At 37.8% G+C, this 13,271-nt stretch carries 7 protein-coding genes; 5 read left to right on the top strand and 2 right to left on the bottom strand.

The genetic code is table 11. From position 1 onward, the window contains the following. Nucleotides 1-170: 170 nt before the first annotated feature. The 5 genes from ACED45_RS10665 to ACED45_RS10645 all read left to right on the top strand — a co-directional run bounded on the left by ACED45_RS10665 (nucleotide 171) and on the right by ACED45_RS10645 (nucleotide 10,167). Nucleotides 171-3,125 carry a glycosyltransferase gene (locus ACED45_RS10665; protein ID WP_371713983.1) on the top strand — a complete coding sequence of 985 codons (2,955 nt, stop codon included), beginning with the start codon at nucleotides 171-173 and terminating at the stop codon, nucleotides 3,123-3,125. Next, nucleotides 3,122-6,799 (top strand): glycosyltransferase, encoded by a 3,678-nt coding sequence (locus tag ACED45_RS10660; RefSeq protein ID WP_371713982.1) that lies wholly within the window; start codon nucleotides 3,122-3,124, stop codon nucleotides 6,797-6,799. Before ACED45_RS10665 ends, ACED45_RS10660 begins: the two co-directional genes overlap by 4 nt. 206 nt (nucleotides 6,800-7,005) lie before the next feature. Continuing rightward, nucleotides 7,006-8,040 carry a GDP-mannose 4,6-dehydratase gene (gene gmd / locus ACED45_RS10655; protein WP_102540610.1) on the top strand — a complete coding sequence of 345 codons (1,035 nt, stop codon included), beginning with the start codon at nucleotides 7,006-7,008 and terminating at the stop codon, nucleotides 8,038-8,040. Between the two features lie 62 nt (nucleotides 8,041-8,102). Beyond that, nucleotides 8,103-8,987: a GDP-mannose 4,6-dehydratase gene (locus tag ACED45_RS10650; protein WP_371713981.1), complete on the top strand. Its 885-nt coding sequence runs from the start codon at nucleotides 8,103-8,105 to the stop codon at nucleotides 8,985-8,987. Beyond that, complete coding sequence (locus ACED45_RS10645; RefSeq protein WP_371713980.1) at nucleotides 8,977-10,167, top strand: glycosyltransferase family 4 protein; 1,191 nt, start codon at nucleotides 8,977-8,979, stop codon at nucleotides 10,165-10,167. Before ACED45_RS10650 ends, ACED45_RS10645 begins: the two co-directional genes overlap by 11 nt. A 1-nt stretch (nucleotide 10,168) precedes the next feature. Here ACED45_RS10645 and ACED45_RS10640 read toward each other — a convergent pair whose 3' ends face one another. Further along, nucleotides 10,169-11,290, bottom strand: a complete 1,122-nt coding sequence (locus ACED45_RS10640; RefSeq protein WP_371713979.1) for a glycosyltransferase family 4 protein — start codon at nucleotides 11,288-11,290, stop codon at nucleotides 10,169-10,171. Nucleotides 11,291-11,305: 15 nt separating this feature from the next. Beyond that, on the bottom strand, nucleotides 11,306-13,174 hold the full coding sequence (locus ACED45_RS10635; RefSeq protein WP_371713978.1) for a polysaccharide biosynthesis protein: 1,869 nt from the start codon (nucleotides 13,172-13,174) through the stop codon (nucleotides 11,306-11,308). Nucleotides 13,175-13,271 lie beyond the last annotated feature (97 nt).

Genomic DNA, 13,271 nt, shown 5'->3' with positions numbered 1-13,271 from the left:
GCTGAAGCCAGAGTGAGTGAAGCTGAAGCTAAAGTGAGTGAAGCTGAAGCCGAAGTAAGTGAAGCAATACGCAATTATTCAGAATTAATCAATAGTAACTCTTGGAAGGTAACGAAACCAGTTCGTAGCTCTGTTCGTTGGTTTAGAAGTATATTAGGAAAGAAATAGTAATGCGTATTGTTATTGATTTACAAGGCAAGCAAAGTACGGGTAGCAAAAATAGAGGTATTGGTCGCTATAGTTTGTCTATTTCACAAGCGATCGCAAGAAATCGCAAAGACCATGAAGTTATTATTGTCCTATCATCGGCTTTTCCAGAAGAAATTTCAGTTATTAGAAATGAATTTAAATATTTGCTACCAGCTGAAAATATAGTTGTCTGGGAAGGGGGGAACGACTCTTCGTATTTAACTGGAACTAATGAATTAAGAAAGAGTGCAGAAATTAGTCGAGAACTATTTTTCCTTGATTTAGAACCGGATGTTATTTATATTACCAGCCTTTTTGAAGGGCTGGATGATAATGTAACTACAAGTGTTGGTAACATTATCTCTGATGTTCCTGTTGCAGTAACACTTTATGACTTAATTCCGCTAATTAATGAAAATCCATATTTAGAAAATCCTGAAGTTAAGCGTTGGTATTTTGATAAAGTAGAACATTTAAAAAGAGCTGACCTGTTACTTGCTATTTCTCAGTCATCTCGGCAGGAAGCTTTAGAACACCTTGACTCAAGTGTTGATGGTGTTGTTAATATTGGCACCGCCGCAGACCCCCAATTCAAAAGAGTTGAATTTAATGAGGACTTTAAGTCTAAATTACTAACTAATTACAACATCAAAAAAGATTTTTTGATGTATACTGGTGGGATTGATTTAAGGAAAAATATAGAAGGACTTATTAGAAGTTATGCAAAACTTCCATTAGAACTAAGAAATAAATATCAATTAGCGATCGTATGCTCTATTAATGAAAGTCAAAAGCATGACCTAGAGCTATTAATAAACAAAGTGGGACTAGAAATTAATGATGTTGTCTTAACTGGATTTATTTCTGAAAGCGAATTAATAGCGCTTTATAATTTATGTAACCTATTTATTTTCCCATCTTGGCATGAAGGTTTTGGTTTGCCTGTACTTGAAGCAATGCATTGTGGAGCGCCAGTTATTGCAGCAAATACGTCGAGCTTACCCGAGGTTGTGGGGCTAGAGGAGGCTCTGTTTGACCCATATGACGACCTAGATATGGCAAATAAAATTGAATTAGTATTAACAGATAAACAGTTTCGGGAAAAGCTATGCGAGCATTCATTAAAGCAGTGCTTAACTTTTTCTTGGGATCATAGCGCTCAAAAAGCTATAACCGCATTAGAAAAGATAGCTATAAAAAGCAAAAAGGAAGTCATTTATCCAAAGCGCCTAAAGTTGGCCTACGTATCCCCTTTACCCCCGCAGCGAAGTGGAATCGCAGATTATAGTGCCGAACTGCTTACTCAATTATATCGTTACTATGATATTGATGTTGTAGTTGACCAAGATACTGTTTTAGACCCATGGATAACCAAATATTGTAATATTATTAATGTTATAGAATTTAAAGAAAATTCGATAAACTATGAACGTGTTTTATATCACTTTGGGAATTCCGAATTCCATCAGTATATGTTCAATTTATTAATTGATATTCCAGGAGTTGTTGTATTACATGACTTCTATCTTTCTGGAGCTATTAATTATATGGATGCGCATGATTACGAAAATTACTCTTTTGCAGATGAATTGTTTTATTCCCATGGGAATGAACCATTTGATAATGATGATTGTGATCTGGTTATGGACTATCCATGTAATAAAAAAGTACTAGATTATGCGAAAAGTGTGATCGTTCATTCTGAAAATTCAATTAACTTGGCAAAGGAATGGTACGGGAAAACATCGACTCACAATTGGCAAGTGATACCTCTTTTACGGAACGCGGCGATTATAAATAATCGAGATATTATTAGAGAGAAACTTAATATTCCCAATGATGCTATTGTTGTTGCAAGTTTTGGGATAATGAGTCAGTCAAAGTGTAATATTGAATTGGTTAAAGCTTGGCTAAGTTCCTCTTTGAGTGAAAATGAAAATTGCTATTTGATTTTTGTTGGTGGGAATGACCGAGGAAGCTATGGTGAAGAGATACAGGCGTTAATAGACTCGAGTGGATACTCAAAGCGGGTTTTAATCACCGGCTGGACGGATACAGAAGCCTTCAAGGAATACCTGTCGATAGCTGACATTGGTGTGCAACTGCGAACCTTATCTCGAGGTGAGACATCGGCGGCAGTATTAGACTGTATGAATTATGGCCTTGCGACAATAGTAAATGCTAATGGGTCTATGTCAGAGTTGTCAAAAGATGCAGTGCTAATGTTAAACGATGAATTTACTCAAAGCGATTTAGTAAATGCGCTGGAATCTCTCTATTTAGATGAAACAAAGCGAAAAATTCTTAGCGATAATGCAATCTCTGTTATTAATAAAACACACTCACCAGAAAGGTGTGCTAACCAGTATACAAAAGCTATAGAGTCTAGTTACGCAAAAAGCACGAAGCATAAAGAAGGTTTAGTTGAACTAAAAAGTAAGCTTTCTGATGCTAATGCTGAGACTCATAAATGGTGGTTGAAAGCAACAGAGTTAGATTCTGAAATAACGACTTTGGAAGCTAAAGCACATGAATGGTGGGTTAAGGCTACGGTAGCTGAACAACAAAGTAATGCGATATTAAACAGTAAATCTTGGCGTCTAATGAGGCCTTTACGATTTCTTAGCGAAAAATATCAGATAATTGAGTTTGGTTGTAAAGCTTGGCTAAAACTTGCTCCGGGTAGCAGGCCGAGAAGACTCTTAAATAAATCGTTATTAGTTATTAAGTCTTATATCATTTCAAAACCTTATTTACTAAAACTAAGTCTCAATATATTGAACTACTCTCCTCGTTTAAAAAACAGGCTTAAGTCGATAATTATATCAGGCTCAAGAAAAAATCAGGTAGTGGTTGTTGAGTTATCTGATAGAGGAAATGAGGTGTATCAAAATATTCAATTGAAACGACTTAAAAAAAGAAAGGTTCAACAATGAGAGTTGTAATTGACTTACAAGGTAATCAAAGTAGCGGCAGTCGAAATCGTGGTATTGGCCGTTACAGCTTAGCAATAACAAAAGCAATTCTGAGTAAAAAAAAGGACCATGAAGTTATTGTTGTTTTATCCAGTCGGTTTCTTGATACCATCGAATTGGTTCGTAACGAATTGAAGGGCGATATTGAAGAAGAAAATATTCGTGTTTGGGATGTACCGAGTGGCCTTTCACACATAGATAGCAATAATGACTGTCGAAGAAAAAATGCAGAATTAATTAGAGAGACATTTATAGCAAGTCTTCAGCCAGATATAGTTTTTGTTACCAGTTTATTTGAAGGCTTTATTGATGATGCTGTTACTAGCGTAGGCCTAATGAAATATGGTATACCGACTGCGGTGGTATTGTATGATCTCATTCCTTTAATTAATGCTTCACCTTATCTAGATAATCCAGCAGTTAAAAGATGGTACGAAGATAAAATCAGTCACTTAAAGAAGGCTGACATACTACTATCCATTTCTGAATCATCTAGACAAGAAGCCTTACAGTATTTAAACATGCCATCAGCTAAGGTTGTAAATATTGGAACTGCGGCAGATTCTCAGTTTAAAGTTGTTGATTTATCCCAGAGGGAACGTTCTGAAATTATTTCAAAATATAATTTGAATAAAGATTTCTTGATGTATACAGGTGGAATTGATCATCGTAAGAATATAGAAGGTTTAATTCGTTCTTATGCGATGCTTGATATCCAGACTAGGTCCTCTCACCAATTAGCAATTGTTTGTTCAATTAATGAAGAACAAAAGATCAATTTAACAACTCTAGCCAAGTCAGTTGGTCTGTCAGATGACGATGTTATATTTACCGGTTATATACCTGAAGATGATTTAATTGCATTATATAATCTGTGTAAAGCTTTTATTTTTCCATCATGGCATGAAGGTTTTGGGTTACCTGCATTGGAGGCCATGAACTGTGGAGCTCCTGTTATTACTTCAGATCGTTCAAGCTTACCTGAAGTTGTTGGGTCCCAAATTGCACAATTTAACTCACTAGACGATGAGGAAATGTCTGAAAAAATTATGCAAGTTCTATCTGACGATGAGTTCAGAGAGCAATTACTTGAAAATGGAAAAATTCAGTGTACAAAATTTTCTTGGGAGAAAAGTGCTGAGTTAGCAATTGAAGCTTTTGAAGTGTTTTTAGATAAAAATCATAACAGGGAAGTGAATAATTCAAACGCTAGGAAAAGGCTAGCATATATTTCGCCTCTTCCGGAACAAAGAAGTGGCATTGCTGATTATAGTGCAGAGCTATTGCCTTCTCTGATTGAATACTATGATGTTGATGTAGTTGTAATTCAAGAAGAGATATCTGATGATTGGATAAATGAAAATTGCCTCGTCCGTAGTGTTGATTGGTTTGAAAGTCATTCAGATTTATATGATAGGGTTTTGTACCATTTTGGGAATTCTCATTTTCATCAACACATGTTTGACTTACTTTATAAATATCCAGGAACTGTTGTTTTACATGATTTTTATTTAGGGCATGTAATGGAATCGATGGGGCTTCTAAATGACCAAGCATATTACTCTCATGGTTACATCCCATTTGTTGGGGGGGGAGAAGACATTGTTTGGAATTACCCCTTAAACAAAAAAGTGATTGATCACGCTCATGGAGTGATCGTACATTCTGATAACTCAAGAATATTAGCTAATAAATGGTTCGGTGAGCAAGTTGCGAAAGAGTGGTCTGTTATTCCACTTTTAAGAAAGCCAGCAGAAACATTAATAAAAAGAGAATGCAGAGAAATATTAAACCTCCCAGAAGATGCATTTTTAGTATGTAGCTTCGGTCTTTTAGGCTCAACAAAACAAAACGAAGAGCTTTTAGATGCATGGTTAGCTTCAAAGTTAAGTGAAAACCCAAAATCGTACTTAATATTTGTTGGTGAGAACTCTTCTAACGAGTATGGTGTAAATATCGAAAAGAAAATTCGACAAAGTGATCATTCATCTCGGGTTATTATTACTGGTTGGGCTGACAGTGATACATTTAAGAACTTTTTATCAGCATCTGATATCGGTGTACAACTTCGTACGATGTCTCGTGGAGAAACATCAGCAGCTGTCTTGGATTGTATGAATTATGGCCTCCCTACGATTGTTAACGAAAACGGTTCAATGGCAGATTTGTGTGACGACAGCGTTTTAAAGATACAAGATGAATTCTCACTACAAGAGCTAGTTAAAGCTCTTGAAGAACTATATTTCAATTCAGAAAAAAGAAGTAGTATTGGTATAAATGCTAGAGAAAAGATTGCTGATGAACACTCTCCTAGAAAGTGTGCGAAACAATACTTTGAGGCAATTGAAAACTTCTATAATACAAACATTAATGAGAATCACGGCTTATTAGATTCTATTGAAAGCAGTGATGCTGATGATAACGAATTGATTCTATTGGCTGATAGTATTTCAAAAAATCATCAATACCCAGGAGAAAAAACATTCTTTATTGATGTATCACAATTAGCAACTGTCGATAGTAAGTCTGGTATACAGCGAGTTGTCAAATCAATATTGAATCAGTTGCTATTAAATTCTCCTGAAGGCTATAGGGTTGAACCAATATATTCGACTACTGATATGACAGGGTATCGATATGCCCATGGTTTTATGAGCAACTTTTTATCTATCCAGAACTTGCATCTAACCGAAAAGTTAATAGATTTTAAACAAGGCGATGTCTTTTTGGGTTTAGACTTATGTCAGCATACTGTGATATCTAAGTCAAATTATTTCAAGCAATTACGCGCAAGTGGTGTCAAAACCTATTTTGTTATATACGACTTATTACCGGTTACAAAAAGCGATTGCTTTCCAAAAGAGTGGTTGTTATCTGAAGTTCATAGTGATTGGTTAAAGGTTGTGTGTGAAGGGAATGGAGCTTTATGTATATCAAACTCAGTACAGGATGACTTAGCTAAGTGGATAGGAAAAGAAAAAATAATATGCAGTGATTCTTTCTCATTAAGTTGTTTTCACTTAGGCGCAGATATAGGTAATAGTAAACCTTCAACTGGATTAACCAAAGATCATAGTTTTATATTAAATAAAATAGCTTCTAAAGTGACTTTTTTAATGATTGGAACAATCGAACCTCGCAAGGGTTACGGCGAAACTTTAGCTGCGTTTGAACGGCTTTGGGAAGACGGAATTGATATTAACCTGATTATTATTGGCAAAGAAGGATGGTTAGTGGATGAACTTGTTTCAAAGTTAAAAGTTCATTCAGAGCTCAATGAGCGTTTATTCTGGTTAACAGGAATAAGTGACGAAGCCCTTGAGATTATTTATGAAAAAGCTAGTTGTTTAATCTTCTCTAGTGAAGCTGAAGGTTTTGGCTTACCGTTGATTGAGGCAGCGCAAAATAATCTTCCAATCATAGCTCGCGATATTCCTGTATTTAGAGAAGTTGCTGGTGAGAATGCATATTATTTCGATAATGAGAAGAGCCCTGAAGTTATTCATGATGCTATTAATCGCTGGTTAGAGATGTATGAGAAGAACCTACATCCTAAATCTGTTGACTTACCATGGTGCACATGGCGAGAAAGTACTGTTCAGTTGTTAGGGTGTATTGGCATAGAGTATACATAAGCATTAAAAGTATGGTGAAAGCGCCTTGGGCATAACTGCCCTAGGCTCTTTGATAACAAGTTTATTTTGGCTAATTTTGTTACTAACCCAGGATACTGACAGTAAACAGCACTATTTATGCAGATTCAGAATTGGTTTGGAAGACGCGTAATATTTTAGTAGAATATTTTGTTATATATTCACAGTAAATGATGAGAATTAATCAGATGAAAACAGCAGTAATTACAGGCATTACAGGCCAAGATGCAGCATACCTTGCAGAATTGTTACTAGAAAAAGGTTACAAAGTATACGGTACATACCGTCGTACAAGCTCTGTGAACTTTTGGCGTATCGAAGAGTTAGGGATTGAGAATCATCCTAATCTTGAGCTTGTTGAATACGATCTAACGGATCTTTCTAGCAGTATTCGTTTACTACAAAATACTGGTGCAGATGAAGTATATAATCTTGCTGCACTTAGTTTTGTGGGCGTATCATTTGATCAACCACTTACTACTGCAGAAATTACAGGTATCGGTCCGGTTAATCTTTTAGAAGCTATTCGTATTGTGAATCCTAAGATTCGTTTTTACCAAGCATCGACTTCAGAAATGTTTGGTAAGGTACAAGAAATTCCTCAACGTGAATCTACCCCATTTTACCCACGTAGCCCATATGGTGTTGCTAAACTGTATGCTCACTGGATGGTGATTAACTACCGTGAGTCATACGACATTTTTGCTACTAGTGGTATTTTGTTTAACCATGAATCACCGTTGCGTGGCCAAGAATTCGTAACACGTAAAATCACTGACTCTGTAGCGAAAATCAAGCTAGGTAAGCTAGATGTGCTTGAGCTTGGTAACATGGATGCGAAGCGTGACTGGGGCTTTGCTAAAGATTATGTAGAAGGCATGTGGCGTATGCTTCAAGTAGACAAGCCTGATACTTACGTACTTGCTACAAACCGCACTGAAACAGTTCGTGATTTTGTTACGATGGCATTCAAAGCTGCTGACATTGAACTAGAGTGGAATGGTTCTGAAGAGAACGAAACAGCTACAGATAAAGCGACTGGAAAAGTGGTTATGAGAATCAACCCTAAATTCTACCGCCCTGCAGAGGTTGAGCTGTTGATTGGTAACCCAGAAAAGGCGAAGAAAGAGCTTGGTTGGGAACCTACAACGACACTTGAAGAATTGTGCGCAATGATGGTTGAAGCTGACCTTCGTCGTAATGAGCAAGGTTTCTCATTCTAGTCTTTAACATTTTTTGTAAAATGGCAGCAGTTTTCTGTTGCCATTTTTTTTGAGAGTAAATTATGAAAAAAGTATTGTTAACTGGTGCTGATGGTTTCACTGGCAAGTATGTTGAAAGTGAACTGATCTCGAGAGGCTACTCTGTTGTTGGGCTTGTTTACCGCGAAGCTAAAGAGGGTCAGGTTGCTTGTGATCTAACTGATCGTAAAGCGGTGGTGGAGTGTCTCAAAGAAGTAAAGCCTGATTATATTATCCACCTTGCAGCATTATCTTTTGTTGGTCATGCAGACCAAAAAGCATTTTATGATGTTAATGTTTTTGGCGCCTTGAATTTGCTAGAGGCCGCTAAAGAACTTGGGTTAGAATTAAAGAAAGTGGTATTTGCAAGTAGTGCCAATATATACGGCAACCCCGAGAATGTGCAGCGTATTTCGGAAACCGTTCTACCTTCGCCAGTTAATCATTATGCAATGAGCAAACTTGCTATGGAGAATATGGCGAAGTTATGGTTCAGCCAGTACCCAATGATCATTACCAGACCATTCAACTATACAGGTCCTGGTCAAGCTGGGCAGTTTTTGATCCCGAAAATTGTGTCTCACTTTCAGAAAAAGGCTTCTGAAATTGAGTTAGGTAATACCGATGTGTCTAGAGATTTTAGCGATGTCCGTGATATAGCATTAGCCTATGCGAACCTTTTGGAATCTGATGCTCAATCTGAAATCGTGAACTTGTGTTCTGGTCAAGTGACTTCACTACAATCGATTATCTCGATGATGGAAGATATTGCTGGTTACAGTATCAAGGTTCGAGTTAATCCAGACTTCGTACGCGAGAATGAGATTAAAGTATTGGGTGGTGATAATGCTAAGCTTACATCATTAACAGGCAAGGCTCCCTCGATCATGATCGAGAAAACTCTGGCTGACATGTATCATGCAAAATAAGTTGTTGATCAACGTATCACCAATTAGAGAGCCATTGACGGGTATAGGCTACTATACCCTTAATATCCTTAGTGAATTACTCTCGTGTGATGTGGATGTTATTGGTATAAAGAATGGTAAGTTGTTAACCCCAGAAGAACTGGTTGAACTTGCCTCTCAATTTCAAAATCCGACGCCTAATGATAAGTCTCCAAACAACAAGAAACGATTGGTCGTGGAATTTTTAAGAGCGATTCCAGGTGTTTATCAACTTAAGAACTATTTGTTGTCTTTGCGAGCACAAAAGCGATTAAAAGGTTTGGCAAATCAAGGGTATGTCTATTTTGAACCAAGCTTCATACCCTTTGATTACGAAGGAGTAACAATTACTACTGTCCATGATTTGTCGTTCCTGTCTCATCCTAGTTTCCATCCTGCAACAAGAGTTTCATACCTAACGAATAAAATGCAGGGCTCAATTGCTAAATCTGATCATATAGTTGTGGATTCTGATTTTATTTTGAAAGAGCTTCATGACTTCTTTCCTGATAGCAAAGATAAGAGTTCCACGTTGTATTTGGGAGTAGCTGATGGTTTTAGGCCTTATGCAAAAGGCGAGTGTGATGGGTTACTTCGTTCACTGAAAATAAAGCATAATCACTTTGTTCTGAGCGTGGCAACGTTAGAGCCTAGAAAAAATTTAAGTAAGCTGATTGATGCTTATAAGCTGTTACCCATTTCGATTCGTAATCATTACCCTTTAGTCTTGGTTGGAGATCAAGGTTGGAAAAATACAGAGCTTATGAATAATGCGAAAGATTTGGTTGAGCGTGGTCAAATAATTTTTACAGGTTACGTAGCTGATGATGACTTAAAGCGTTTGTATGCATCGACCGCTGCTTTTGTTTACCCGTCATTATATGAAGGCTTTGGATTGCCGGTTATTGAAGCGATGGCGTCTGGAGCCCCTGTGATTACGTCTGATATTGGCGCGACAGCTGAGGTGGCTGCAAGTGGAGCTCTTCTTGTCGACCCTTGTGATGAAGTTGCTATTTCTGATGCGCTTGTAAAGCTTATTCTGCACCCTCTAGATAAAGTGAAGCTGGCAGAGAGCGGTATTAACAGAGCTTCTAAGTTTAAATGGTCAAATACGGTTGAGCAACTCCTTGAGATAGCGTCTGTTACCTCAAGAAGTTCATAACTTAGTTCCTTGTAAGCTTATGCGATGCAATAAGTTGGTTATATAGCGCTATGTAATTATCCGCATAGCGTTTTGCTGTAAATTCATTTTCAAAACGTTGGCGTGCTCTTTGTCCGAGCCTTTGGCATAGCTGCTCATCATTGTCCAACGTTTGCATAGCCTCTGAAAATGCTGAACCATCTGCAGGTAGAACTGTGAGCCCTGTTTCTCCATTTGCATTCACATAAGAAGAGCCGGTTCCTATATCGGCACTTACAATAGGCTTACCAAACATCTGCGCTTCTACTAATGAAATCCCGAATGCTTCAGAGCGCAAGTGCGAGGGAAAGACAAAGGCTTTTGACAAAGAGTGAAGTGCGACTTTATCTTCTTCAGAAATGAATCCAACGAGTCTCACATTCGTGAGTGAGTGCTCTTTGATATACGCTTCTAGATTATCCCTTTCTGGACCATCACCAGCAATTACAATAGGTAATCCATTTAATTTAGCCGCCTCAAGAAGGTATTGCAGTCCTTTATAGTATCGAAGTACACCTACAAACAAGAAAAAACCTCTACCAACGCGGTTCTCCCACTTTTTCAGTTCGTTTTCATTTACAGTTGGATAAGTAGATTCATCGATTGCAAGAGGAATAACATCGACTTTATTCGCATATTTGATCAGGTTTTCGCTTGTCTGCGCATATTGAGGTGAACTGGCAATGATTCGGTCAACTTTAGTCAGGAAATGTTGCTCAAGGGGCTGGTAAATTTTCTTTAGTAACTTTTGTTTAACTATGTCGGACTGATAGCTTACTAAACATGGTTTTTTAGGTGCGACGAGGCTGAGCAAATCACCAGTAGGCCAAGGATATTGATAATGGATTATATCGTGTTGCTTACTTAACTTTCTAAAACGGCGAATTAGACTAAATGAAAACCCGTTAGACGAGATCTCGAAATCTTTTTTGACGACAATGATTCGACTACCTTCAAAGTCATACTCTTTATTCTCTGAGCCTAAAGTTAGGATGGTATTTTTGATGCCTTGCTCACTGCTACCTTTACAAATATAACGAATTGCTTGCTCTAAGCCTCCTTTTGTTTCTGGGTAACAAGTGCGGTAAACATGTAGTACTTTCATTAGGTTCTTAATCCATCAACTTAAATTAGGTTTATATCCAGTTGGAGCTTCTAACAATATTTGAATAATGCATTCTTCATCAAAGTTATGGCAGCACAAATCCAGTTGATCCAACAGGGGCAGCATTTCGTTCCAACTGAGTATCTGTTCTCTAGCCGTCATTATTTTCTGGTGGCCGCTGCCTTCCACATTATCCCCAATTAACAGCTCTTCATAGAGCTTTTCGCCTGGACGTAGTCCTGTGAATTTTATAGAAATATCGCCCTCTTGAGGTGATCCTTCTATATTTTCTTGCATACCCATGAGGTGAATCATTCGTTTCGCTAGGTCTAAAATCTTGACTGGTTCACCCATATCGAGGACGAACACTTGACCATTGTTACCCATTGCTCCTGCTTGTATAACAAGTTGAGCAGCTTCGGGGATCAGCATGAAATAACGAATGATATCAGGGTGAGTGACAGTTACAGGGCCGCCACATTTGATTTGCTTTTTGAATAATGGAACAACCGAACCTGAAGAGCCTAAGACATTACCAAAACGTACCATTGTGAAATTTGTGGTGTTTTGCTTATCTGCCAACGCTTGAAGAACCAACTCAGCCATGCGCTTGGTTGCCCCCATTACGTTGGTTGGTCTCACTGCCTTATCTGTTGAGATTAGAGTGAAGTTTTTTACCCCGGTTTGGATCGCAGCTTCAGCGCAAGCAAGTGTGCCAAACACATTATTACGAACGCCTTCAACAATATTATCTTCAACTAATGGAACATGTTTATATGCTGCAGCATGGTAAACAGTTTCAACTCCATGCGCTGCCATCACTTTTTCTAAGCGGTTTTGTCTCTGAACGGAGCCAAGAGCTGCAACAATTCGAGTTTCGCTTTTTAAGTTTATTTTTGTCGAATTGAGTTCTTGGTCGATTTTGTAAAGGTTGTATTCATTTAGCTCAAACAGCACAAGTGTTTTGGGTTTCTGTGACATGATTTGACGACATAGCTCAGAGCCAATAGAGCCTCCAGCACCAGTGACAAGAACATTCTTATTAAAAATATTTTGCGCTAAAAGTGCCTTGTCAGGGTCCACTGCAGCTCTTCCAAGTAGATCTGCAACGTCTAAGTCCTTTACGTCAGTTGCTGTCGCTTTTCCTGCAGCAATATCTTCTACTGATGGAACGGATTGTACTGCGATTGGCCAATGTGACAACTTTTCAACCAGCCTCAAGCGCTCTCCTTTATTTATCCCATTAATGGCTAAAAGCAGCTTTACGGGTTGATAAAGGGATTGAAGGTGTTCAAATTCACTTGGGTGATGGACCTTTAGTCCGAACATTATTTGACCTGACTTTGTAGGGTCATCATCAAGTAAAACTACTGGGTTGTACTCGTCACCTTGAATGAGAGCATATGTTAAGTCGCGGCCGGTTGCTCCTGCGCCATAAATAAATACATTGGGTTTTTGACGTTTAAACCAGTGATAATAGATCGAGCGGATGAGTATTCTAGGGCCGCCTAACGTTAGGGTTGCCAAACCAGCATATATAAACGGGACACTTCTAGGTATGAATGAGTGGAAAAAAAATCCACTCATTACTAAAGCTAAGGTCGAAATTATAACGCCAAAGAAAATGTTGCCCACGGCAGGTATCATCATATAGCGCAGGACTGCTCGGTACATTCCTAATTTAACAAAACTATAAATTGTGATTGAAACAGTAATGAAAAGAGTGATTAGTTCCTCTATTTCGACTTCAAAAAATGCATTTCCAAGCCTTAATGCTACAGCTAAATAGAGTGAAAGCACGATAGCGAAAATGTCATAACCGATACTGATGAAACGCTTATTCTTGCGTTTGGCATTTAGTAATTTTTGTATTGGTCTGATCATTGTCTTCCTTAGCAGTCTACTGAGCGTCTTAAGCTTTATAGTTATAGTTATAGTTATAGTTATAGTTATAGTTATAGTTATAGTTATAGTTATAGTT

The sequence above is a fragment of the Vibrio crassostreae genome (genome assembly GCF_041439375.1).
Classification (GTDB): domain Bacteria; phylum Pseudomonadota; class Gammaproteobacteria; order Enterobacterales; family Vibrionaceae; genus Vibrio; species Vibrio crassostreae_D.
Note: the sequence above shows the minus strand (reverse complement) of the source record. Positions and strands in the feature narration are given on the sequence as shown.